Origin of the sequence: Streptomyces sp. WI03-4A, assembly GCF_033792105.1 — a bacterium.
GTDB classification, from domain to species: Bacteria; Actinomycetota; Actinomycetes; order Streptomycetales; family Streptomycetaceae; genus Streptomyces; species Streptomyces collinus_A.
In genome coordinates, this window is sequence record NZ_JARAUO010000038.1 from 42007 (window position 1) to 66439 (window position 24433).

19 protein-coding genes are annotated in these 24433 nt (G+C 72.1%); 6 read left to right on the forward strand and 13 right to left on the reverse strand.

The window, feature by feature from the left end:
- Window positions 1-38: 38 nt before the first annotated feature.
- The 9 genes from PV343_RS30345 to leuA all read right to left on the reverse strand — a co-directional run bounded on the left by PV343_RS30345 (window position 39) and on the right by leuA (window position 14189).
- Window positions 39-4748, reverse strand: coding sequence for a putative T7SS-secreted protein (locus tag PV343_RS30345; protein ID WP_319150241.1), 4710 nt, complete (start codon window positions 4746-4748; stop codon window positions 39-41).
- Window positions 4748-5335 carry a hypothetical protein gene (locus PV343_RS30350; RefSeq protein ID WP_319150242.1) on the reverse strand — a complete coding sequence of 196 codons (588 nt, stop codon included), beginning with the start codon at window positions 5333-5335 and terminating at the stop codon, window positions 4748-4750. The genes PV343_RS30345 and PV343_RS30350 overlap by 1 nt, the downstream gene beginning before the upstream one ends.
- Window positions 5332-5958, reverse strand: a complete 627-nt coding sequence (locus PV343_RS30355; RefSeq protein ID WP_319150243.1) for a hypothetical protein — start codon at window positions 5956-5958, stop codon at window positions 5332-5334. The genes PV343_RS30350 and PV343_RS30355 overlap by 4 nt, the downstream gene beginning before the upstream one ends.
- Window positions 5959-6118: 160 nt before the next feature.
- Window positions 6119-7339, reverse strand: coding sequence for a sialidase family protein (locus PV343_RS30360; protein ID WP_319150244.1), 1221 nt, complete (start codon window positions 7337-7339; stop codon window positions 6119-6121).
- Entirely contained in the window at window positions 7336-7947 is a 612-nt protein-coding gene (locus tag PV343_RS30365) for a response regulator (protein WP_387949906.1), read from the reverse strand. The genes PV343_RS30360 and PV343_RS30365 overlap by 4 nt, the downstream gene beginning before the upstream one ends.
- Before the next feature lie 56 nt (window positions 7948-8003).
- Window positions 8004-9302 (reverse strand): sensor histidine kinase, encoded by a 1299-nt coding sequence (locus tag PV343_RS30370; protein WP_319150246.1) that lies wholly within the window; start codon window positions 9300-9302, stop codon window positions 8004-8006.
- Between the two features lie 68 nt (window positions 9303-9370).
- The gene (locus PV343_RS30375) at window positions 9371-11443 is read right to left on the reverse strand and encodes an MMPL family transporter (protein ID WP_319150247.1); all 2073 of its coding nucleotides are present in this window, start codon (window positions 11441-11443) and stop codon (window positions 9371-9373) included.
- Window positions 11444-11585: 142 nt separating this feature from the next.
- Window positions 11586-12281, reverse strand: coding sequence for a TerB family tellurite resistance protein (locus tag PV343_RS30380; RefSeq protein WP_319150248.1), 696 nt, complete (start codon window positions 12279-12281; stop codon window positions 11586-11588).
- A 186-nt stretch (window positions 12282-12467) separates the two neighbouring features.
- Complete coding sequence (gene leuA, locus PV343_RS30385; RefSeq protein ID WP_319150249.1) at window positions 12468-14189, reverse strand: 2-isopropylmalate synthase; 1722 nt, start codon at window positions 14187-14189, stop codon at window positions 12468-12470.
- A 341-nt stretch (window positions 14190-14530) separates the two neighbouring features.
- Between leuA and PV343_RS30390 the strand changes: the two genes are divergently transcribed.
- From PV343_RS30390 to PV343_RS30405, 4 genes are all read left to right on the forward strand, one after another.
- Entirely contained in the window at window positions 14531-15601 is a 1071-nt protein-coding gene (locus PV343_RS30390; RefSeq protein WP_319150250.1) for a M4 family metallopeptidase, read from the forward strand.
- A gap of 21 nt (window positions 15602-15622) precedes the next feature.
- A complete protein-coding gene (locus PV343_RS30395) occupies window positions 15623-15889 on the forward strand; it encodes a protealysin inhibitor emfourin (protein ID WP_319150251.1) in 267 nt (88 codons plus the stop codon).
- Window positions 15890-16007: 118 nt separating this feature from the next.
- Window positions 16008-17330 carry a GH1 family beta-glucosidase gene (locus PV343_RS30400; protein ID WP_319150252.1) on the forward strand — a complete coding sequence of 441 codons (1323 nt, stop codon included), beginning with the start codon at window positions 16008-16010 and terminating at the stop codon, window positions 17328-17330.
- Window positions 17327-18580, forward strand: a complete 1254-nt coding sequence (locus PV343_RS30405) for an MFS transporter (RefSeq protein WP_319150253.1) — start codon at window positions 17327-17329, stop codon at window positions 18578-18580. Before PV343_RS30400 ends, PV343_RS30405 begins: the two co-directional genes overlap by 4 nt.
- Before the next feature lie 62 nt (window positions 18581-18642).
- Here the strand turns inward: PV343_RS30405 and era are convergent, their stop codons facing one another.
- Window positions 18643-19596, reverse strand: a complete 954-nt coding sequence (gene era / locus PV343_RS30410) for a GTPase Era (protein ID WP_020939905.1) — start codon at window positions 19594-19596, stop codon at window positions 18643-18645.
- 187 nt (window positions 19597-19783) lie between these two features.
- Between era and PV343_RS30415 the strand changes: the two genes are divergently transcribed.
- Both PV343_RS30415 and PV343_RS30420 read left to right on the forward strand, forming a co-directional pair.
- Window positions 19784-21097, forward strand: a complete 1314-nt coding sequence (locus PV343_RS30415) for an ammonium transporter (RefSeq protein ID WP_319150254.1) — start codon at window positions 19784-19786, stop codon at window positions 21095-21097.
- Complete coding sequence (locus PV343_RS30420) at window positions 21094-21432, forward strand: P-II family nitrogen regulator (RefSeq protein ID WP_319150255.1); 339 nt, start codon at window positions 21094-21096, stop codon at window positions 21430-21432. The genes PV343_RS30415 and PV343_RS30420 overlap by 4 nt, the downstream gene beginning before the upstream one ends.
- Here the strand turns inward: PV343_RS30420 and PV343_RS30425 are convergent.
- From PV343_RS30425 to PV343_RS30435, 3 genes are all read right to left on the reverse strand, one after another.
- Entirely contained in the window at window positions 21326-22345 is a 1020-nt protein-coding gene (locus PV343_RS30425) for a WxL protein peptidoglycan domain-containing protein (RefSeq protein WP_319150256.1), read from the reverse strand. The genes PV343_RS30420 and PV343_RS30425 overlap by 107 nt on opposite strands.
- 101 nt (window positions 22346-22446) lie before the next feature.
- A complete protein-coding gene (locus tag PV343_RS30430; protein WP_319150257.1) occupies window positions 22447-23775 on the reverse strand; it encodes a beta-xylosidase in 1329 nt (442 codons plus the stop codon).
- A gap of 153 nt (window positions 23776-23928) precedes the next feature.
- Entirely contained in the window at window positions 23929-24405 is a 477-nt protein-coding gene (locus PV343_RS30435; protein WP_319150258.1) for a hypothetical protein, read from the reverse strand.
- Between the last annotated feature and the right edge of the window lie 28 nt (window positions 24406-24433).

The following is a 24433-nucleotide window of genomic DNA, read 5'->3' on the forward strand; positions in this document are numbered from 1 at the left end:
CGTTCACTGCGCGTTGACATTCTCACATCCCGTTACTATCACCAGAGAGGGCCGGAATACCCCCCGTCCGAAATGATGAGCTTCTTTCCCGGATTCAGGAGACGAATGGCTCGCTCGAAGTCACCATAAGGAATTGGGTCTCTGCTCATTACTGGGTCGTAAACATACCTTCCGTCCGTATAGACATCGTGATAGCGATACGTGACCAACTCTTGACCCATTTGTTCAGGGATTACGATTTCGGAACTATTGCGTGTGGTGAAGTTTATTATCTTCCCACCTCCGCCGCTCTCTCTCCGAATATATTCAGCGACCTCTGAACAGTCAATGTTCCCGCCGGTCGGTGCGGACCGCATGGCGTCTACGGCTGCACTGTCAGGGGGAAAATCCGGATTAGGCTCCCGAAAGTCAAACGTTCCGCGCGGCTTTTCGTCATCAGGATAGTCCGGCGCAAGCCCTAGCGAATCTGAGCGTGTGTGAGGATGGTAAACATACGCAGTGGCGTTGGGGGCGGGGGAAAGTCCGAGAGGGTCGCAGCTGAGGTAGCGGGCGGTCTCTGGGTCGTAGTGGCGGAAATAGTTGTAGTGGAGCCCGGTCTCCGGGTCGTAGTACTGACCCGGGAAGCGCAGAGGCGTGTACGTCGTGCTGTCGGCAGCCCATGCCGTCGTGCCCCACAGGGTGCTTCGGGTGTGCCAGGCGATGTCGCCGTTCTCGTCGACGAGTTCGCTCGGTGTGCCGACCAGGTCGGTGACGATGGCGAAGAAGCGGGAGTCGATCTCGTTCTGGGGGGCGTCGGCCGCGGTGATGCGTTCCGTCTGGGTCACGGGGCGTAGGCCCTGGTGGTCCCAGGTCAGGGTGACGGGGTGGGGTAGCTCCACCGACGTCGTCGTCTGTTCGCAGAGTGTCGTGCCGTCCCAGGTGAAGTCGACCCGTTCCTCGACCGTCTCGCCGTCCTCCGCCAGGCGGAGTTTCGCCGTGCGGCGGCCCAGTGGGTCGTACGTGTAGCGCCAGCGCGTGCCGTCCGGGGTCGTCACCGAGGAGAGGCGGTCCTCGGGGTCCCATTCGTAGTGCCAGGTGTCCGGCTTGCGGGACAGGCGGGTCTTCTGGCGGAGGGTGATGCGGCCAAGCGCGTCGTGTTCGTACCGGACGTTGCCCGCGCGGGTGATGCGGGTGCCCGTGTAGGTGCGCGGGCCCACCGCCTCCTGACCCGGGTGGTTCGACGGCCAGCTCGCCTGGGTCTGGTTGCCCGCCTCGTCGTAGGCGTACCGTTCCGTCCAGCCCGCCGCGTGTACCGCCGTCACCCGGCCCGCCGCGTCGAGGTCGAAGTGGCGAGAGCCGGAGAGCTGGTCTTCGATGCCGATGAGGTTGCCGTCGGCGCGGTAGGTGTACACCCGGTGTTGCACCGTGCGGCCCTCCGCCCCGCTGACCGACTGGGTCGTCAGGCGGCCCAGCGCGTCGAAGGCGTGCTCCAGCGTGACCGTCTCGCCTATGCGGCGGGACAGTTCGCGGTCCGCCTCGTCGTAGGTGAAGTCGATCGTGCGGCCGGAGGCGACCATGCCGGTGCGGCGGCCGGCCGCGTCGTAGGACCAGGTGGTGGTGGCGCCGGTCGGTGTCGTGCGGCCGGTGCGGCGGCCGGCCGCGTCGTGCGTGTAGGTCAGGGTGCGGCCATTCACCGCTTCCGAGAGCAGGCGGCCGTGGCGGTCCCGCAGGAGGGTGAGCGTGGTGCCGTCGGGGCCGGTCGCCTGGGCGAGTTGGTCGGTGAAGTCGTACGCGTACGTCGTCACCTGGCCCGCCGTGTCCTTACGGGTCACCTGGCCCAGTTCGTTGCGCTGGAAGGACGCCACCTCGCCGAGATCGTTGCTGCGGGAGGCGAGGCGGCCCGCGGCGTCGTACGCGTACCTCAATGCGCGGTCGTCGAAGTCCGTCTCCGTCACCAGGCGGCCCGCCGCGTCGTATTCGTACGTCCACGTCAGGCCCTGCGGGTTCGTGACTTTCGTCAGGCGCAGTTCCATGTCGTGGTCGAACTCGTAGCGCACACCGTCCGGGCCCGTACGTGCCGTCAACAGGTCGAAGTGGGTGTACTCGAAACGGGCGACGCCGCCGACGGGATCGGTGTGGCTGGTGCAGTTGCCCTCGCCGTCGTACGTCCACGTCTCCGTGGTGCCGTCGGGAGCCGTGCGGCGCGAGAGCCGGCCTTCGACCGTCCACTCCAGGCGGGTCGTCGCGCCTGCGGGGTCCGTGATCGCGGTCGGGCGCCCGTGCGCGTCGCGGTCGTAGCGAGTCGTCGCGCCCAGCGGGTTCCTGATCTCCACGGGACGACCGGCACGGTCGCAGACCACTGTCGTCGTGTGACCGAGTGGGTCGGTCACGGCAGTCAGGTGGCCCGCCTCCGTGTAGGTGAAGTGGGTGGTCCGGCCCGCCGAGTCCGTCACCGACGTGCGGTTGCCCCGCTCGTCGTAGGCCTGGCGGATCACCGTGCCGTCCGTGTTCACCACCTTCACGGGCAGACCGAGCGCGTTGTACTCGGCTCGTGCCTCGCGGCCGTCCGGGCGGACGACCGAGGTGAGGTTTCCTTCTTCGTCGTAGCGGAACGTCGTCGTGTGTCCGAGCGGGTCCGTTTGTGACAGCAGGCGGTGGTACCGGTCGCGCTGGTAGCGGGTGGTGGTGCCCAGGGCGTCGGTCACCGCGACCACCTGCCAGGTGGCGTTCACGAGGTAGTGGCGAGTGTGGCCCTCGCCGGTCGTCACGGTCGTCGTCCGCAGGCCGGTCTCCGGGGCCGGGTCCCGGTACGACAGGCTCAGCTTCATGTGGCCCGCCGTGCCGCCCTCGGCCGTGCAGCGGTCCTGGTCGTCGTACTCGTAGGCGTAGCCGCGGTCGTTGGTGTCCGTCCAGGAGGTGACCCGGCCCGCGCCGTCGTACGTGAAGCGGAGCGGTAGACCCGAGGAGTTGACGACCTCCGTCAGATTGCCGTCCGTGTAGCCGTACCGCTTCAGCACCTCACCGGTCGCCGCGAGGTGGAGGGCGGTTATTCGGCCGGCATCCGTCGTGATGCCGACCCCTTGGCCGCTGCTGGAGGTCACAGCCAGCGGCGTACCTTCCGCGTCGTACTCGAACGTGATCCAGTTGCCGTTGCGGTCGTCTATCTGCTCCAGCACCGCCAGGTTGTCGCCCCTGTCCGCGAAGTGCCAGGTGCGCAGCGTCGCCGGGTCGGTGACCGTGTAGCCCTCGTCCACCCGGGCCAGCGGTCGGCGGGGGCCATGGCTGGGCAGGGTGGGCAGGCCCGGCGCCGGGTGCGGGTACGACAGGAGCAGGCCGTCCTCCGTGATGAAGACGATCCCTTCGGCGTCGATCTCCAGGCGCTGGTCCAGAGTGGAGGACCAGGAGGGACCGAACCAGCGGCCGAGGTGGTAGCCGGACTCCACTCGCCGCCTGATGACAAGAGGCAGCACGCCGGGGAGGGTGACGTCCGTCTGCGGCAGGTACATCTTCCCGGTGGCGAGGTTGATCGGGTCGGTGCCCCCGCTCTCCGTGCTGCCCTCTCCGTGGGACTTCCGCGCCGGGTCGTGGCTGACCTCGCCGCGGGCGGAATTCGTCGCCCCCCGCTCCCCCGCGACCCCTTCCTCGGCCCCCTTCACGCCGCTCTCCGCCGCGCGGGCTCCGTCCACGGCCGCGCCCTCCGCGCCCGCCTCCGGGATGAGGAACTGCGGGAGGAGTTCGCCGCCGACGCCGCCCGGGTCCTGGAGGAAGGAGTTCCACAGGCCGTCGGCGGTCTGGGTGGGGTGGGTGACCATGTGGACGGCTCCGCCGAGCAGTTCCACCTTGGCCTGGAGTGCTTCGTAGGGGTGCGTGATCGCGTACGGGTCGAGCGGGTTGGCGTTGCGGGCCAGGTTGTTCAGGTCGCCGAGGCCGCGCATGAAGCCGCCGAAGAAGCGCATGTCCTCGGTCTTGGCGGCGTCCCAGGCGTCCGCGCCGTCGAGCTTGAGCTGGTTCAGGGCCGAGGGCTCGCTGGGGGCGTGCTGCAGGGCTCGTTCGAGACGGGCCGCCGCCTCCGAGGCGAGCTGGGTGCGCTGGCGCCTCGCCGCGGCCAGGATCTCTTCCGCCGCCTGCTTGGCCCCGTCGCCCGGGTCCTGCTCCGAGGGCCTGGGCCCGGGGTCCTTGTCGCCCGCCTCGACCGCGTCGTCGTACGTCTTCACCTGCTGCTGGTAGGTCTTCGAGGCGGCCTTGCCCTCGCGGTACTTCGCCACCGCCTCCCGAGCCTGGGCCTGGGCCCATTCCACGGTGTGGGCGAAGTCCTCCAGGCCCGCGGCGGCCTCGCCGCACGCCTCGGCGGCCTGGCGCCACTTGGTCTGGTGGGTGGCGAACTTCTCGCGGAAGGTGTCGGCCGCCTCGCCCTGGAAGTCCGACGAGTCCAGCTTCTGCATGCCGGAGGCGACGGCGCCGAAGGACTGCGCGAAGGTCCGCAGGTGGCCCGCCGTCTCGCGCAACTTGGCCGGGTCTCCGTGGATGAGTTCCTTCGGGTCCTCGGTCTCGTCCAGTTGCTGTTCGTCCACGTGCGCGCCCAGCTTGGACGCCGTGGAGTCGCCCCAGTCGTCCACCTTGTCCGCCGCGCCGTGCGCGCCGGCCCAGTCGAGCGCGTCGCCCACACCGTGGGCGCCCTCGTCGATGACGTGGCCCGTCGTCCGTTTGACGTGGTCGTAACCGGACTTGAGCGATCCGACCGCGTGGTTGAACTTGCTCGTGAAGGACATCAGTTGCCCTCCCCGGACCCCGTCACGTCCCGCACGATCGACGGCGACAGCGGGATCGGGCTGCCCGGCACTCCCTCGCTCGTCTCCACGTCCGTGAGCATGCCCTTGCCGGTCTGCTTCACGGAGTCCACCAGGTTCTCGCGGTCCTTCTCGCCGTAACCCGTGGTCGCCGCCGCGTGGTTGATCTGGTCCAGGCTCTCCTTCTCCACCTGGTCGTTGGAGGCGAAGGGGTCCCCGACCACGGAGTTGTAGGCGACCTTCAGCGAGCCCTTCACGTACTCGTCCGTCTGGTGGAAGGTGCCGGCCGCGAGCCCCATCCCCTCCGCCAGCGCGTTGCCCTCCTGCATCAGGTCGCGCACTCCCCACTGCCACCGCTCGCAGAAGGTGTGCAGCATCGCGCCGAGGTGGTCGTCGCCGACGGCCATGCCGTCCATCTCCAGGCCGGTGAAACCGCGCCCCGCGCCCGCCCAGCCCTTCATCCCGCCGAGCGAATCCATCTCGCTCAGCGCCTTGTTGATGCCCTCGGCCATCAGCTTCAGCCCCTGCACCCGCAGGTCCGGCTGTCCGCCCCCGCTCGGCGTGGTCATCGCCGTCCCTCCCCCGTTCCGCTGTCCGCGTGCGCGTCCGCGCCCATGGCTGGGCCGTTCAGGGCGCATGCGTCCGGCACTATCCCCACGACCGGCGGCAGCACCAGTCCCCGCTCACCGTCACCCGCGTCCACCAGCACCCCGCACGGCAGCCCGGCCCCGCCCTCGGTTCCGGCCCCCGCGGCCACCGCCGGGACGCCCGCGTCCAGGACCGCGGCGCCCCACACCGCCCGGTACCGCCAGGTCCGGTCGGTCTCCCCGCGCGCTCGCGCGAAGCGTGCGAGCGCGGCCTCGTCGGTGAACGCGAGCAACCACCGTGCGCCTTGCAGTTCCACGGTCAGCGCCGCGCCGTTCTCCCCGTACGGGACGAGGACCCGGCTGCGGCGGAACTCTCCGAGCCGGGCGCCGAACCGGCGCCGGTGCGCTGCGAAGCGGGTGCTCTCGTTCGCTTCAGCAAGCACGCGCGAGTCGTGGTGCGGTACGGTCCCCGGGGCGGTGCCGCCGCCGGGCGACGGTTCCTCGCCCGCGCGCAGAATCGTCTGCTCCGCGATGTCCGACAGCGCCGACCTGCGCGGACGCACCTCACCCTCGTCCGACTCCCCCGTCGGCTCAGCGCTGGTCACAGCGCCTTCCCCCTCACCAAGCCGTCCTGATACGTTCGGCTGCTTTGCGATCAGTGAACGATCTTCCATGCTCACATGAGGGGGCTTGCGTGAGCAACGGGCTTCGGATCAATAATGGGCAAAGGTCCGTCAACTAGCGTCGTATTACGCACAGTTCGGGTCACCCCCGTGGCGCCCCGGTCGGCCGGTCCAGGCGTACCCGTGCGAACTCGATCCTCTCGTACGGCCCCTCCTCACCCGTCTCGTACAGGACCCCGACCGTGCTCAGGTCCAGTTGGACCAGGTCGGAATAGGCGGCCGGCCGTGGGGACAGGGTGCGGAGCTTGATGAAGGTCCTTCCCGCGTCCGGGCTGCGCCACAGGGCCATCCCACGGCGAGTGGTGGGTGTCGAAGGCGCCGAGAACATCAAAGGGGCATCCGCACCGAGAAGTTGCAGAGCGCAGCCCTCCACCACCGGGACGTCGTCCAGTGTGGGCTGGCGGCGCCAGGGGCGGTCCAGGGTTTCGCCGCCGTCGCCGGAGTAGGTGTCCACGCGGTTGCCGGGGGTCGTGCCGTTCTGGTCTCGGGACGAGAAGTAAACCCGGCCGTCCGGGAGTTCGGCGGCGGTCGTCTCGTTGGCGTTCGTCCTGCCGTCGTGGGTGGTGTCCGTGAAGCCCAGGTGCCAGGTGTGGCCGCCGTCGTCGCTGTAGAGGGCGTGGGCGCCGTAGTACCTGGACTCCTCGCCGCTGTCGGACGAGCCGGCCGGCGGGGCGGTGGAGTGGTCGGCGGGGACCAGGAGGCGGCCGGTGTGCGGGCCCCGGGTGAGGGCCAGGGCGTGGCCGGGGCCGGTGGCGTACCAGCGCCAGTGCGCGGGCTTCACCTCAGCCGTGATGTCCCTCGGGCGCGTGAAGGTACGGCCGTCGTCCACGCTGCGCTGGACGAACACCCGGCGGCCGCGGTCCGGGGCGGCCTCGCCGCGCATGATCTGCGCCTCCGTCACCGGTCCGCCGTTGTACGAGGTGACCAGGACGACCGCGCCGGTGCGCGGGTCGACCACGGGGGCCGGGTTGCCGCGGGTGTCGCCCTCCCCGGCGGCCACGACCGCCTGCGGGCCCCAGGTGCAGCCGCCGTCGGTGGAGCGGCGCAGCAGCACGTCGATGTCGCCGCTGTCGCCCGCGCCGTCGTGCCGGCCCTCGGCGAAGGCCAGGACGGTGCCGCGCCGGGTGACGACGGTCGCGGGGATGCGGTAGGTGGCGTAGCCGCCCTGCCCGGCCGCGTACGGCACGGAGGAGACGCAGCCGGACGCGAGGCGCGCGGGGGGCGCGGGACGGGCCGGGTGGGCGGTGGTGAGCGGGGTGAGGAAGGCGGTGGCGGCGAGGAGGACGCGGCTCAGCGGGGTCACGCCCCCATGGTCCCCGGAGTCACCAGTCCGGACTCGTAGCCCACGACGACGAGCTGGGCCCGGTCGCGCGCCCCCAGCTTGCCCATGATCCGGCTCACATGGGTCTTGGCGGTGAGCGGGCTCAGCCCCAACGCCTCGGCGATCTCGGTGTTGTTGAGGCCCCTCGCGACCAGGGTCAGCACCTGCCGCTCCCGCTCCGACAGACACTCGGGACCGGCCGTCGGCGGGGCGGAGGGGCTGCGCAGGAACCGCTCGATCAGCCGTGCCGTCGGTCCGGGCGAGAGCAGCGCCTCGCCCGCGGCGACGACGCGGATCGCGTCGAGCAGGTCGGCTGGGCGGGTGTCCTTCACCAGGAACCCAGAGGCGCCGGCGCGCAGCGCGTCCACGATGTGCTCGTCGGTGTCGTAGGTGGTGAGGACCAGGACCCGCACCCCGGCCAGGTCCTCGTCGGCGGCGATCAGCCGGGTCGCCTCGATGCCGTCGAGCCCGGGCATGCGGATGTCCATCAGCACCAGGTCGGCGCGTTCGGTGCGGGCCAGGTCGACGGCCTCGCGGCCGGTGGCGGCCTGCCCGACGACCACCATGTCCGGCGCGGTCTCCACGAGCATCGCGAACGCGGCCCTGACCAGGGCCTGGTCATCGGCGAGCAGCACCCGGACGGGGGTCACGCGGTGCCTCCCAGCGGCAGTACGGCCATCACCTCGAAGCCCGGCGCGTCCGTGCGGGGCCCCGCGGTCACCGTCCCGCCGACGCTGCGCGCCCGCTCCCGCATCCCCAGCAGTCCGTAGCCGGGCGCGCCGGGGGTGCCGGGGGTGCCGTCCTCGGCCTTCCCCGCGCTGTCGGCGTCTCCGGCACGCCCGGCGTACCCGGCCCCCGCTCCCTCCCCGGTGCGCGCGCCCGCCCCCGCGCCCACCCCGTCGTCGCTGACCCGCACCCGCAGGGCACCGTCCGTCTCGTCCACCCGCACCCGGACCGTCAGGTCCTCCCGGCCGCCGTGGCGTACGGCGTTGGTGAGCGCCTCCTGCACGATCCGGTAGGCGGCCGCCCCCACGGCCGGCGGCACCTCGCCGGCGGTGACCGTCAGGTCCACCTCGGCGCCCGCGGTCGCCCGGGCGAGGTCGGCCAGGCCGGGCAGTCCGGGCAGCGGGCCGCGGCTGTCCGGGGAGTCCGGGTCGCGCAGGACGTCCAGGGTGGTGCGCAGTTCGCCCCGGGCCGTGCGGCAGGTCTCGGCGATGTCGTCGAGGGCCCGCGCGACGGCGGCCCGGTCCAGGCGCTCGGGGTCGGTGGCGAGGACGTGCGCGGCGACCGAGGTCCGCACCCCGATCAGGGTGATGCTGTGGGCGAGCAGGTCGTGCAGGTCGCGGGCGACGCGCAGGCGTTCCTCGGCGACGCGGCGGCGGGCCTCCTCCTCGCGGGTGCGTTCGGCCCGTTCGGCGCGTTCGAGGGCCGCGGCCGCGTTCTCCCGGTACACGCGGATGTAGCCGCCGAGGACCAGCATGGAGATGATCCAGCCGCTGATCTGGAAGCTCACCGCGAGACCGGCCATGCCGTGGCGGATCTTCAGGAGCAGCATGAGGGCGATGACGGCGCAGCCGATGACGGCGGTGCGCCGGGGGCCGCTGCTGACGGCCACGGTGTACAGGACGACCATGGACGCGGCCGTCGGGGCGGAGTGGTTGAAGTCCTGCTGATGGTAGAAGGCGATCAGCGGGATCATGATCGCCAGCGCGGCCAGCGGCACGCGCCGGCGCCAGGCCAGCGGCACGTGCAGGACGAGCAGCAGGGTCCAGCCGAGCGCGTCCGGGTGCCGTCCGCTGCCGACGGTGACGGCGATCGCGGAGGCCAGGGCGGCGAGGCCGGCGGCCAGGGCGGCGTCCTGCCGCGGGGGCACGGCGGACGCGGGGAGGAATGCCCCGGCCGGGCGGGGGCGGGGAGCGGTGACGGTTGCCTGCACGGTCCTCATCTTCCGTTGCGCGTGCGCCCCCGCACAGGGCGGGGGCGCACCGTGACTCGGCTCACGGGCCGCGGGACTCAGCCCACGGGCTCCGGCACCCGGTCAGGGTCCGGCGCCGGCCGGGACAGCCGTCCGGGCCACCACACCCGGCGGCCCAGCGCCACGCTCGCGCTGGTCACCAGGTAGGTGCGGACGAGGAAGGTGTCCAGCAGGACGCCGACGGCGATGACGAAGCCCAGTTGGACCAGGGGGACCAGGCCCATGTCGGTCAGCACCGCGAAGGTGGCGGCGAGGACGAGTCCGGCGGAGGCGATGACACCGCCGGTGGTGCGCAGCGCGGTGAGCGCGGCCTCGGCCGGTCCGGCCCCGTGCAGTGACTCCTCCCGCATGCGGTGCATCAGGAAGATGCCGTAGTCGACGCCTAGGGCGACCAGGAACACGAAGGAGAGCAGGCCGAGTCCGGGGTCGCTGCCGTGGAAGCCGAACAGCGGGCCGAAGGCCAGTCCGCCCAGGCCGAGCGCCGCGCCCCAGACGGCGACCACCGCGCCGACCAGGATCAGCGGGGCGACGAGGGAGCGCAGCAGCAGGACCAGGATCAGCAGCACGGACAGGAGCACGAGCGGTACGACGACGAGCCGGTCGCGCGCGTCGGTGTCCTTCAGGTCCAGTTGCTGGGCGCTGGGGCCGCCGACGTGGGAGCCGGGCAGCCGGTGCCGAAGCGCCTCGATGGTGGCGGTCTCGGCGGCGGACTGGGGCGGGGCGGCCGCGGTGACGGTGATCTCGGTCCAGCCGCCGCCGGTACGGCCCCTCCGGGCGGCCGCGACTCCCCGGGTGCCCTCGACCGCCGTCAGGGCGGCGTCGGCGCGGTCCGCCGGGGCGAGGATCTCGATGGGCTGGGCGGACCGCTGCGGGTAGGCGGCGGCGAGGGTCTCCATGGCGGTGACGGAGTCGGGCCGGTCCACGAAGGTGTCGAGCTGCTTCAGCGGTCCGGGCAGGTGCAGGGCGCCGAGGGCGAGCGCGCCGAGCAGGACGGCACCGGAGGCGAGGACGGTCAGCGGACGGCGTCCGGCGGAGGAGCCCATCGCGGCGAACAGCGAGCGGCGCGCCTTGGGTTTGCTGCCGTGGGCGGGGACGAGGGGCCAGAAGACGCGGCGGCCGAGCAGGACCAGGACGGCGGGGAGCAGGGTCAGCATGGCGGCCAGCGCGCACAGCACGCCGACCGTGCCGAGCGGGCCCATGCCGCGGCTGGAGTTGAGGTCGGCGGCGAGCAGGCACAGCAGGCCCGCGGCGACGGTGCCGGAGGAGGCGAGCACGGCGGGCCCGCAGCCGCGCAGGGCGGCCCGCATGGCGTCGTACGGCCGCTCGTGGCGCCGTAGCTCCTCGCGGTAGCGGGAGACCAGGAGGAGGGCGTAGTCGGTGCCGGCGCCGAAGACGAGGATGGTCATGATGCCGGCGCTCTGGCCGGAGACGGTGGTGCCGAAGAACTGGTGCAGGCCGTAGGCCGCGGAGCGGGCGAGGAAGTCGCCGACGCCGGCGACGGCGAGCGGGACCAGCCACAGCAGGGGGCTGCGGTAGATGAGGATCAGCAGGACGGCGACGACGGCGACGGTGGTGTAGAGCAGGGGGCCGCCGAGGGAGGAGTACACCTTGGAGGCGTCGGTGGCGAGGGCGGCCGGGCCGCCGACCCGGACCGTCAGCCCGTCCGCGCTCCGGGCGGCCGCGCGGACGTCGTCGACGAGGGCGTCGCGCTTCTTCTCGTCGGTTCCGGGGGCGTTGCTCGCGACCGGGTACATCAGGGTGGTGCCGTCGGCGGACGGGACGCCCCGCGGGGGCGTGGCCAGGGTGTGGCGGTGGGCGACGGCGGCGAGCTGCCGGGCGGCGGTGGCCCGGTCGGCGGCGGTGAGGCCGCCGGCGCGGTGGTAGACGACGACCAGCTCGGTGGTCTCGCCGCCCGGCAGCCGGTCCTGGAGCCGGGCCACCCGGGTGGAGTCGGCGGAGGCGGGCAGGTAGTCGGTGGCACGGTCGTGCTGGACGTCGGTGAGCCTGGCGGCGAAGGGTCCCGCCACGGCCAGCAGGACCACCCACAGTCCCAGCACCAGCCAGGGCAGCCCCCGTCGGCCGTCTCTCGCACGTGTTGTCGCGGCCCCCATGGATCGGGCCCTCCCTCTGCAGCGGATGTCCGGTTACGGCTTCCAGACTTCCGCCGGGGGCGGGCTCTTTCGTCGGGCGTGGGGGCGAGTTCGCGGCTACTGCCCCGGGTGTCCCGGGGGTGCGGCTACTCCCCGGGGAGTATCAGGACGGGGTACGGGCGGCGGCCAGCAGCCTGCTGACGTCGTCGGCGCAGATGGTCAGGGCGGCGCCGATGGTGGTGAGGGCGTCGCGCTCGGCGGGGGTGTAGGGGCCGTCGGCCAGGGCGACGCGGGCCGCCTGGAGGAGCAGGGCCTCGCGGCCGCCGGGGGCGAGGTGGGGTGCGAGCGGGTCGAGGGCCTCGTGCAGCTCTATGGTCAGGCTCGCGCCGCACGGTCCGTCCGCGACCCGGCCGGTGTCGGCGGCCAGCGCGTCGACCAGGGCGGCGAGTTGGTCCTCGGTGCAGTCCTCGAAGCCGGCGGCGCGGACGGCGCAGGCGGCGGTCTCCAGGGCCGTACGGGAGGTGGTGCCGCCCGCGGCGAGGACCGCCAGGGCGACGGTGTGCACGGCATCGCGGAGCATCGCGGAGAAGCGGCGGGTGGTGGGGTGGTCGAGGACGTCGGTGCCGTAGTGGTGGCGGCAGGACGCGCACTCCACGACCGGTGCGGTCGCGCCGCGCGGCAGCACGGGCACCCCGAGGAGGGTGAAGCGGCGCCGGCCGGTCAGCCGCTGGTAGTTGCGGTCGCCTCCGCAGCCGGGGCAGAAGAACTCGCCGTCCCCGACGGGTGTCCATGCGGTGCGGGTGCCCAGAATGCGGGCAGCCCTGGTGGCACGGCCGTCTCGTCCCCGTACTGGCAGCACGTCGCACCTCCGTCACGACGCGGCAACATCGCCGCGCTGGCGTGATGTTAGCCACATCCTGGAGGTTCAGTCAGTACCTCGGACGAGACCTTTCCGTGACCTCCACGGCGCGATGGCCGATAACCGACGGGGCCCCGGCCGCCGGATGCGGCGGCCGGGGCCCCGAAAGGGCCGGTCAGAGGGGGTTCAGCGGGTCGCGCGGTTGACCGCCGAGACGACCGCCTTCAGCGACGCACGCGTCGTGTTCGCGTCGATGCCGATACCCCACAGAACCTTGTCACCGATCGCGCATTCGATGTACGAGGCGGCCTGCGCGGAGGCACCCTCGCTCATCGTGTGCTCCTGGTAGTCCAGCAGGCGTACGTCGACGCCGATGGACTGCAGGGCGTCGAAGAAGGCGGAGATCGGGCCGTTGCCGGAACCGGTCAGGACGGTGTCCTCGCCGTCGACGGTGGCCTCGACGGTCAGGGTGTCGACGCCGTCGGTGTCGGTGGTGGACTGGCCGGTGCGGACCTGGATGCGGCCCCACGGGTTGTCGGGGTTGGGCAGGTACTCGTCCTGGAAGACCGCCCAGATCTCCTTCGGCGTGATCTCGCCGCCCTCGGCGTCGGTCTTCGCCTGGATGAGCCGGGAGAACTCGATCTGCATGCGGCGCGGCAGGTCCAGCTTGTGGTCGTTCTTCAGGACGTAGGAGATGCCGCCCTTGCCGGACTGCGAGTTGACGCGGATGACGGCCTCGTAGGAGCGGCCGACGTCCTTGGGGTCGATGGGCAGGTACGGCACCGCCCACTCGATGTCGTCGACGGTGACGCCCTTCGCGGCCGCGTCGGCCTCCATGGCGTCGAAGCCCTTCTTGATGGCGTCCTGGTGGGAGCCGGAGAAGGACGTGTAGACCAGGTCGCCCACGTACGGGTGGCGCGGGTGGACCTCCATCTGGTTGCAGTACTCCCACGTGCGACGGATCTCGTCGATGTCGGAGAAGTCGATCTGCGGGTCGACGCCCTGGGAGAACAGGTTCATGCCCAGGGTGACCAGGTCGACGTTGCCGGTGCGCTCGCCCTGCCCGAACAGGCAGCCCTCGACGCGGTCGGCGCCGGCCATCAGGGCCAGCTCGGCGGCGGCCACGGCCGTGCCGCGGTCGTTGTGCGGGTGGACGGACAGGCAGACGTACTCGCGGCGGGACAGGTTGCGGCCCATCCACTCGAAGCGGTCCGCGTGCGTGGACGGGGTCGAACGCTCCACCGTGGCGGGCAGGTTGAGGATGATCTCGCGGCCCGGGCCGGGCTGGTAGACGTCCATCACCGCCTCGCAGACCTCCAGCGCGAAGTCCAGCTCGGTGTCGGTGAAGATCTCCGGCGAGTACTGGTAGCCGAACTCGGTCTCGGGGCCCAGCAGCTTCTCGGCGTACTCCATCACCAGGCGGGTGCCGTCGACGGCGATCTGCTTGATGTCGTCCTTGGAGCCGCGGAAGACGACCCGGCGGAAGACCGGGGCGGTGGCGTTGTACAGGTGGACGGTGGCGCGGCGGGCACCCTTCAGAGACTCCACGGTCCGCTCGATCAGGTCCTCGCGGGCCTGGGTCAGTACGGAGATCGTGACGTCGTCCGGGATCGCCCCCTCTTCCTCGATGATCGAGCGCACGAAGTCGAAGTCGGTCTGGCCGGAGGCGGGGAAGCCGACCTCGATCTCCTTGTAGCCCATCTTGACCAGCTGGTCGAACATCCGGCGCTTGCGCTCGGGCGACATGGGGTCGATCAGGGCCTGGTTGCCGTCCCGCAGATCCGTGGAGAGCCAGCGGGGGGCGGCGGTGATCCGCTGCTCCGGCCAGGTGCGGTCCGGGATGCCGACCTGCTCGTACTGACCGTACTTGTGGACCGGCATGGAACTGGGCTGCTGGCGGTTCGCCATGATGCGGGGCTCCTTGGAAGGTGTCCGGAAGGACGGCCGACGACGCAACGCCGAGCTCCGCGGGGAGGGGGTCGGCCTCGACTACAGGCCCTCGCCGCGGCAGCTAAGGAGGAGCAGCCCGAAAAGCATGATGCGGAGAATGCTAGCCGAGCGCACCGCGGCGCGAGAGCCCGTATCAGTATGCGGGACCGCGCAGGCAAACCATAGCTAAATGGACAAATAGTGCGCCATACCACTTCGGCTACGGAGAGCGAGGTCGATCGCACCCTATTGTCACCGTATTTCGGCAATCATGGTCTCTCCTAGTGACACGGGCGTCACGCAGTGCAAGGGTGCCCGACATGACGACCAACGGGGGCTCCCAGCCCGTCTTCTGCACGATCGTGCCGCCGCACGTCCTCGACCGGCTCGCCCGGAACGAGGACCCCGCCCTGTCCGGCCCCGCCCGCCGGTCCCTGGAGCACGACGCCTACCAGCGCACCCACCGCCGCCTGACCACGGTGATCGGCGCGCCCTCCGTCGCCCCGCCCGCCTCGGCGGCGGCCGACCAGCCGCACCGCACCATCTACGACGCCGGGCACCGGGAGGACCTGCCCGGCGCCAAGGTCCGCGAGGAGGGCTCGGAGGCAGGTCCCGACGCCACGGTCAACCGCGCCTACGCGGGCCTCGGCGCCACCTTCGAGCTGTACCTGAAGGCGTACGGCCGCAACTCCATCGACGGCGAGGGCCTGCCGCTGGACGCGAGCGTGCACTACGGCACCGACTACGACAACGCCTTCTGGAACGGCGAGCAGATGGTGTTCGGCGACGGCGACAACGAGATCTTCCTCGACTTCACCATCCCGGTGGACGTGATCGGCCACGAGCTGACCCACGGCGTCACCCAGCACACCGCGAACCTCGCCTACTTCGGCCAGTCCGGCGCCCTCAACGAGTCCCTGTCGGACGTCTTCGGCTCGCTGATCAAGCAGTACGCGCTCGGCCAGACCGCGGCCGAGGCCGACTGGCTGATCGGCGCCGGGCTCCTCGCCCCCCGCGTCACCGGCACCGCCCTGCGCTCGATGAAGGCGCCCGGCACGGCGTACGACGACGACGTCCTCGGCAAGGACCCGCAGCCGGCGACGATGGAGCACTACGTCCGCACCGGCCGCGACAACGGTGGTGTGCACATCAACTCCGGCATCCCGAACCACGCCTTCTACCTGGCCGCCACCGCCCTCGGCGGCCACTCCTGGGAGAAGGCCGGACAGGTCTGGTACGACGTGCTCACCGGCGGCGCGCTGAAGGAGGACGCCCTGTTCGCCGACTTCGCCACGCTGACCGTCCGGGCCGCCCGCGAGCGGTACGGCGCCGGTGACGAACTCCAGGCGGTGCAGAAGGCGTGGGAGCAGGTCGGGGTGCGAACGCTGTAGTTCCGTACTAGACAGTCCCCCATGCGTATTCGAGTGCGGCGCACGGGCGGTTTCGCGGGCATCGAGCGCCTGGCCGAGGTGGACACCTCGGCCAGGCCCGACGCCGCCGAGTGGCAGACCCTGGCCGGGCGCGTCCTCGCGTCCGGCCGGGACACCCCGCCGCCCGGCGTCCCCGACGGCTTCCGGTACGAGATCACGGTGGACGGCCGCACGGTGTACGCGGCCGACCCCCGGCTGACCGAGGACGAGCGGGAGCTGGTCTCCCGGGTCCTGAAGGAAGGGGCCTAGCGCAGGCGCCCGGCGCAGGCGCGGGGGCTTGGAGCCGGGCGGCCCGGCGCGGGGTCGTTTCCGCGGGTTCGCGCGCGGGCGTTGACGCGCGTTACTCCGGGTAAGGATGATCCCGGCCATGGCGACTGACGCAGGCGAACCGATCCCCCGTTTCCCGGCCGGCTTCCTCTGGGGTGTCTCGACCTCGGCCCATCAGATCGAGGGGGCCGCCGACGAGCGCGAGGCGTCCGTGTGGGACGTGTTCACCGCCGAGCCGGGGCGGGTGAAGGACGGCTCCACGGCGGCGGTGGCCTGCGACCACTACCACCGCCACGCCGAGGACGTGGCGCTGCTCGCCGGCCTCGGCGTGGACGCGTACCGGTTCTCGATCTCCTGGCCCCGGGTGAACTCACCCGGCGGCCTGGACTTCTACGACCGCCTGGTGGACGAGCTGTGCGCGGCGGGCGTCCGGCCCGTGCCCACCCTGTTCCACTGGGACCTGCCCGCCTCGCTGGACTGGCTGGACCGGGACACCGCGGCCCGGTTCGCCGACCACGTCGGCGTGGTGGCCGAGCGCCTGGGCGACCGCGTCGGCAAGTGGATCACCCTCAACGAACCCGCCGAGCACACCCTGCTCGGCCACGCGCTGGGCGCCCACGCCCCCGGCAAACGGCTGCTCTTCGACGCGCTCCCGGTCGCCCACCACCAGCTCCTCGCCCACGGTCTCGCGGTCCAGGCGCTGCGCGCAGCCGGGGCGGGCGACATCGGCATCGCCAACTCCCACGGCCCGACCTGGCCCGCCTCGGCGGAGCCGGCCGACCTGGAGGCGGCGGGCTTCTACGACCTCCTGCTCAACCGCCTCTTCGCCGACCCGGTCATTCTGGGCGCGTACCCGGAGGGCATCGGCGACCTGATGCCCGGGGACGTGCCGGCCGACCTGAAGGTCATCGCCGAACCCCTCGACTTCTACGGCGTCAACTACTACGCGCCGACCCGGGTGGGCGCCCCGCAGGGCACCGAGACCGAGTTCGGCGGACTGACCATCCCGGCCGAACTTCCCTTCTCAGTACGGGAGATCGAGGGCCGGCCGGTGACCGACTTCGGCTGGCCGGTGGTCCCGGAGGGGCTGACCGAACTCCTCACCGGGTTCCGCGACCGCTACGGCGACCGACTCCCGCCGGTCGTCATCACCGAGAACGGGTGCTCGTACGAGGGCGTCGACGACCAGGAGCGGATCGCCTACCTGGACGCCCATGTGCGGGCCCTGCACACGGCCCTGGAGGCCGGGGTCGACGTGCGCGGCTACTTCGTGTGGTCCCTGATGGACAACTTCGAGTGGGCGGAGGGCTACGCGCGCCGCTTCGGCCTGGTCCACGTGGACTTCGCCGACCCCGCGGGCCCCAGGCGCACCCCGAAGGCGTCGTACCACTGGTTCCGGGACGTGCTGCGGGCGCAGAGATGACCACCGCCCGGCTCCCGGCCGCGCTCGCCGAGCCCGTCGAGCCGGTCGGCCGGGGCTGGACGGCGACGCTGGCGCTCGCCAACGGGGCGATCTGGGTGGGCTGGTTCGGCCCGCTGCAGATCCTCCTCGCCTCCCAGGCCGGGGACTTCGCGCCCGGCTCCGGGATGTCCAAGGAGACCTTGCTGGCCTGGGTGACGGGGGCGGGCGCGGTGGTCTCGCTGCTCGCCAACCCCCTCTTCGGCGCGCTGTCGGACCGGACCACCGCCCGCCACGGCCGCCGTACGCCGTGGATCGTGGCCGGGGCGGCGGGCGGCGCGCTGGCGCTGCTGCTGCTCGCGGGGGCGGCCGGGCCGTGGACCATGGCGCTCGGGTGGTGCCTGGTGCAGCTCACGCTGAACGCGGCGTTCGCGGCGGTGACCGCGGCCGTGCCGGACCGGGTGCCGCGGCCGCAGCGGGGCGCGGTGGGCGGCTGGCTGGGCGCGGCCCAGATGCTGGGCGTGGTCGGCGGGACGGGCCTGGCCACGGTGGCGGGCGGGACCGGTGCCGGGTACGCGGCCTGCGCGGTGTTCACGGCGGTGGGCGTGCTGCCGTACGTGCTGCGCCACCGGGATCTGCGGCTGGCGCCCGAGGACCGGCCGGCCTGGGCGTGGCGTTCGTTCGTGGCGGGTTTCTGGCTGAGCCCCCGCCGGTACCCGGACCTCGGCTGGGCGTGGCTGACCCGCTTCCTGATCAACCTCAGCAACGCTCTGGTGCTGCTGTACCTGCTCTACTACCTGCGGGACCGGCTGCACCACCCGGACCCCGGGCGGGGTGTGCTGATCCTGACGGCGGTCAACGGCCTGACGCTGATGGCGACGGTCGTGGCCGGCGGGCTCTGGTCGGACCGGGTGGGCCGCCGCAAGCCGTTCGTCGTGTGGTCGGGCGTGCTGATGGCGGTGGCGACGGCGGCCCTGGCGGGCTGGCAGACCTGGCCGGGCGCCGTCGTGGCGGCGGCGCTGCTGGGGGTCGGCTTCGGGGTGTTCACCTCGGTCGACTTCGCCCTGATGACGGACGTCCTGCCCAAGGCGCTGGACCGGGGCAGGGACCTGGGTGTGATCAACGTGGCCAACGCCCTGCCCCAGGTGGCGGCCCCGGCGCTGGCCGCGCCGGTCGTGACGTACCTGGGCGGCTACCGGGTGCTGTACCTGGTGGCCGCGGTGATCGGGCTGGCCGGGTCGCTGCTGGTGGGCCGGATACGCGGGGTGGAGTGACCCCGCGCCGGTGCACGGCGTGAAGTGACCCCGCGCCGGTGCGCCGTGGGCGCGGCGCGGGGCTAGAAGCCGAGCCTGCGGAGCTGCTTGGGGTCGCGCTGCCAGTCCTTGGCCACCTTCACGTGCAGGTCGAGGAAGACCGGCGTGCCGAGCAGTGCCTCGATCTGCTTGCGGGACTTGATGCCGACCTCCTTCAGGCGCTTGCCCTTGGGGCCGATGATGATGCCCTTCTGGCTGGGGCGCTCGATGTACACGTTGGCGTGGATGTCCAGCAGCGGCTTGTCGGCCGGGCGGTCCTCGCGCGGCAGCATCTCCTCGACGACCACGGCGATGGAGTGCGGCAGCTCGTCACGGACGCCCTCCAGGGCGGCCTCGCGGATGAGTTCCGCGATCATGACCTGCTCGGGCTCGTCGGTGAGGTCGCCCTCGGGGTAGAGCGCCGGGCCCTCGGGCAGCATCGGGATCAGCAGGTCCGCCAGCAGGTCGACCTGCTTGTTCGCGGTCGCCGACACGGGGACGATCTGCGCCCACTCGATGCCCAGCTCCTTGCCGAGCTGGTCGATCGCGATCAGCTGCTCGGCGAGGGTCTTGGAGTCGACGAGGTCCGTCTTGGTGACGATGGCGACCTTCGGGGACTTGCGGATGCCGGCCAGTTCCTTGGCGATGAAGCGGTCGCCGGGGCCGATCTTCTCGTTCGCCGGCAGGCAGAAGCCGATCACGTCGACCTCGGCCCAGGTCGTGCGCACGACGTCGTTGAGCCGCTCGCCGAGCAGGGTGCGCGGCTTGTGCAGCCCGGGTGTGTCCACCAGGATCAGCTGGGCGTCCGGCCGGTGCACGATCCCGCGCACGGTGTGCCGTGTGGTCTGCGGCTGGTTGGCGGTGATCGCCACCTTCTGCCCGACCAGAGCGTTCGTGAGGGTGGACTTGCCCGCGTTGGGGCGGCCCACGAAGCAGGCGAAGCCGGCACGGTGGACGGTCTCGGCCGGCTGCTCGGATGACTGGGTACGCACGCTCATGGCGACCATTGTCCCTGATCCTCGGGGCCGTGCCGTACCAGTCGCGGACACGGTTCCGGCCCGCGGCCCGCGGCCGTGAGCTTCCGGAAACCCCCGCGCAACGAAACGTCACGGAAACACTGCTGTACGCAACCGGAAACGCCCGCCGGTGACGCTCTGACGAGCCCCCGCACCGCTGGAGACGCCCGTGACCCTCGCCGCAGCCCGCATCGACACCGGCGACACCGCCTGGCTGCTCGCCGCCACCGCTCTCGTCCTGCTGATGACCCCGGGTCTCGCGCTGTTCTACGGCGGCATGGTCCGCGCCAAGAGCGTCCTGAACATGCTGATGATGAGCTTCGTGTCGATCGCGCTGGTCACCGTGGTCTGGCTGGTGGCGGGCTACTCGCTGGCGTTCGGGGACGATGCCTTCGCGGGGCTCGTCGGCGGTCTCGGGCAGTCCGGCATGAGCGGCCTCGGCCCGGGCAGCGTCCACGGCACCGTGCCCACCCTGCTCTTCGCCGCTTTCCAGCTCACGTTCGCGATCGTCACTGCGGCCCTGATCAGCGGCGCGGTCGCCGACCGGGCGAAGTTCTCGGCGTGGCTGGTCTTCGTCCCGGTCTGGACCCTGCTGGTGTACGTGCCGGTCAGCCACTGGGTGTGGGGGCCCGGCGGCTGGATCGTGGACCGGCTCGGCGCGCTGGACTTCGCCGGCGGTCTGCCGGTGGAGATCACCTCGGGCGCCTCAGGACTGGCCCTGTGCCTGGTCCTCGGGCCCCGGCTGGGGTTCAAGAGGGACGCCATGCGCCCGCACAACCTGCCCATGGTGATCCTCGGCGCCGGGCTGCTCTGGTTCGGCTGGTTCGGCTTCAACGCGGGGTCCGCGCTCGGCGCGAACGGCCTGGCCGCGGCCGCCTTCCTCAACACGCTGGCGGCCGGCTGCACCGGTCTGCTCGGCTGGCTCGTCGTGGAGCAGCGGCGCGACGGCCACCCGACCACCCTGGGCGCGGCCTCCGGCGCGGTGGCCGGCCTCGTGGCGATCACGCCGTCCTGCGGCACGGTGTCGCTGCTGGGCGCGCTGGTGGTGGGGCTGGCCGCGGGTGTCGTCTGCTCCTACGCGGTGAGCTGGAAGTTCCGGCTGAACTACGACGACTCGCTGGACGTCGTCGGTGTCCACCTGGTCGGCGGCGTCATCGGCACCCTGCTGATCGGCCTGTTCGCGGAGCGGGCCATGACCGGCGGCGCCGAGGGACTGTTCTACGGCGGCGGGCTCGTCCCGCTGGGCAAGCAGCTGCTGGCCGTGGTGACCGTCGCGGTGTACGCGTTCGGGGTGACGTACGGCCTCGGCCGGCTGCTCGACAAGGTGATGGGCTTCCGGGCGAGCGAGGAGCAGGAGCACACCGGTCTCGACCTTACGGTGCACGCCGAGACGGCTTACGATCACGGGGTCCTGGGCCATGGTGCCCCGGTCTCCCACTCCGTGCCCGCCGGCTCCGCGCAGAAGGTCAAGGCCCAGCCATGAAGCTCATCACCGCGATCGTCAAGCCCTACCGCCTCGACGCGGTGAAGACGGCCCTGCAGGAGCTGGGCGTGCAGGGCCTGACCGTGACCGAGGCGAGCGGCTACGGGCGCCAGCGCGGGCACACCGAGGTGTACCGCGGGGCCGAGTACCGGGTCGACCTGGTGCCGAAGGCCCGGATCGAGGTCGTGGTGGAGGACGCGGTCGCCGACGAGGCGATCGACGCGATCGTCAGCGCCGCGCAGACGGGGAAGATCGGGGACGGGAAGGTGTGGGCCGTTCCGGTGGAGACGGTCGTGCGGGTGCGGACCGGCGAGCGCGGCCCCGACGCGCTCTGACCAGCAGTGCTCCGGTCACCGCGCCCGCGGTGAACACCAGGGCCGCGAGCAGCCACGGCAGCGCGAGGAAGGAGGCGCTCGCCGATTCCCGGGTGCCGGGCGCGCTCACGGTCAGCGTCACGTGGGCCCGGTCGAGCTGGGGCGCCCCGCGCCAGGTCTCGGTGAGCCGCACCCGCTGTCCGGGCAGCAGTTCGGAGGGCACCCGGGTGAGCTCGCGGTCCAGCAGCGTACGGCCGAACAGCCCGCGCGCGGTCAGCCGCACCCGGGGGTCGAGGGTGACGTTCCCGGTGTTGCGCAGGGTGTAGGAGAGGGTCGCCGTGCTGTCGCCGAGGCCCGGTACCGGGGGCTGGTGGTGGCCGATCCGCAGGTGCTCGACGGCGAGGGCGCCCAGCGTGGGGCCGCCGACCCGGAGGTAGACCCGGGCGCCGACGGCCCGCCGCACACCGAGGGCGAGCCTGCCGCTGCCGGGGTCGACCCGCTCGTCCAGGGCCACGATCGCGCCGGGGTGGTCGCCGGGCTCGGCTCCTTCGGGGACGCGCAGGGTGAACGGCACGGTGACGGAGCCGTGGCCGGGCACGGTGATCCGTGACGTCGCGGGCTTCGCCCAGGCGCCGACCCCGCGCATGCGCTCCTTGACCGTGCGCACGGCGAACCCGCCGTCGCGGGCGGTGTTGTAGGCGTCGGCCGCGTAGAGCCGGAAGGTGAGCGGCCGACCGGTCTTGTTCTGGACGGCGACCTTGTCGGTGAGGGTCTGGCCGGGGTCGGCCGAGAGGTAGAAGTAGGGGCGCGCGGCGACCTTCGAGGCGACCGGGTAGACGGACCAGCTGCCGTTGTCGGCGGCCCGTGCCGGGGTGCCGAGGGCGCCGAGGAGGAGCGGGAGCAGGCTCAGGAGGAGGACGTGCGGCTTGCGCATGGGTGCGGACCCCCACGGACGGCCGAGGGCGGACGGAGACGGACGGGAGACGGGGAAGCGGGCAGGAGGCGGGGGGCGGGCGGGTGCGGACGCCCGCACGCTCAGGTGAGCGTCAGGGTGAGCACACCGGAGTACGCGCCCGGAGGTGTGAACGCCGGTACGTCCAGGGAGAGTCCGGCGTCGACGGTGAACTCGCCGCCCGTGACGGTGCCGTCGGGGGTCGACGCGAGGGTCGCACCCGAGAGGCCCACGGTGCCCGCCGAACCGGCCTTGCAGGTGCTGGGGCTGCCCGCCTTGGTCGCGCAGGCGGGGCTCCAGCTCAGCTTCCCGGCGTCGATCTTGGCGCCGGGGCCGGTGAAGTCGGTGACCTTCCCGGTCAGGGACCATCCGGCGGGGCCGCCGCGGTAGTCCTTGACGGTCACCGTCTGCAGGGCTCCGGTCGAGGCCCCGCCCTTGCCGAAGTCCACCGCCGACAGCGCGACGGCGTCCCCGGCCTGGGACATGGACAGGGTGCCCGCCTTGACGGTGGTCGTCAGCTTCTGGCTGCCGGCCGGCACCGGGGTGTTGTCGTTGACGACGTAGGCCGCGGGGCCCGCGCCCTTGTCCGCGCTCCAGGCGGCGCCCTCGTAGGCCACGATGCCGGTCGTCGTCTTGTCGTTGACGGCCAGCGAACCGCTGAAGGATCCCTGGGCGTTCGCGGTCACGGTGGCGGTGTCCGCGGTCTGCGCGGCCCCGGCCCGTCCGGCCAGGGTGACGCTCGCGCCCGGGGTGAAGTTCGTCCCGCTGACGGTGACGGCGGCACCGGGGTCACCGGAGGCCGAACCCAGTGAGATCGCCCGGGTGTTGGCGGGTGTCCCGTCGGTCGCCGTGACGGTCTCCGAGGTCGGGGCGGGCGGATTGGTGACCGTGCAGGGGGTGTCCAGCTCCAGGATGTAGCTGGTGTGGATGTTGTAGTCGCCGGGCGCGAGGGTGATCTGCCCGGCCTTGGTGACGGTGAACGTGCCGGTCATGGAGAAGGACGGGAAGGGCGCCTTCCCCGGGACCGGGGTGTTCTTCTTCGGCCCGGCGACCGTGACCGAACCGGTCTGGGCGCCGCCGAGCGCGACCTTGCCGGTCGGGGTCATGATGTCGGCGGGCAGGGCCAGGTCGGTCGGGTTGCCGGCGGCGGGTGTGACCACCGTGTAGGTGACGGTGACCGTGTCGCCGACCTTGGGGCTGGTGTTGTCCACCGACACGCTCGCGGTGGTGGTGCCGTCGATCGGCGGCAGGCCGGAGACGGCGGGCGGGATGCAGTGCGTGGCGAAGTCCACGTTCGCGCCGGCGGCACCGGCCGGGCAGGCCAGCGCGCCGCCCGCGGTGACCGCGAGGGCGGTCGCCCCGAGCAGTGACGCCCAGCGCCACCGTCGGGTTCTTCGGGGTGTCGGACCCATGGGCCCCCTCCTGAGGGTTGCGGGCGCAGCGGCTCGTCTGCGCCGACAGGGGGCATTGATGTGGAGCGGGGGTGAGAAGTCAATGGAGATGCCGCAGAAATCTGACGGATCATCAGTTTCCGCGGCATCCACGGGAGAACCGGAACAGATCGCTCAGTCGAAGACGAAGGGACCCGGCGCCTGGGGAGCGGTGGCCTTGCAGGTCACGGCGACCCCGAAGATCACCATCTTCAGGGAGCCGCCGTAGGCCTCCAGGCTGTCACCGGAGGCGACGGTGCCCGGGAGCGGGCCGACACTGACCGGGGCGCCGGTGGTCATGGCCGGGTTCTTGGTCCCACTGAACACGACGCTTCCGCCGCCCGCCCTGACCAGGGTGAGCGTGGAGGCGATCGAGTCCTGCGCCACCGGGACCGGCGCGCTGATGGCGGAGGAGGTGAGGGTCATGGTGGCCGAGCCGCCGCTCTGGGTGGCCGTCAGCGTGGCCGTGCCCCCGCCGAAGATGCCGCAGCTCGCGTTGATGGTCGCCGACTGGGGGGTGACGGCGGCCGCGGTGGGCGCGAGGGTGAGACCGGTGACCGCGAGGGCCCCGGCGACCAGGGCCGCACCTGTTGCCGTGCGCTTGCCTCTCATGGGATCCGCTTCCCTTCCCTGTGGGGGA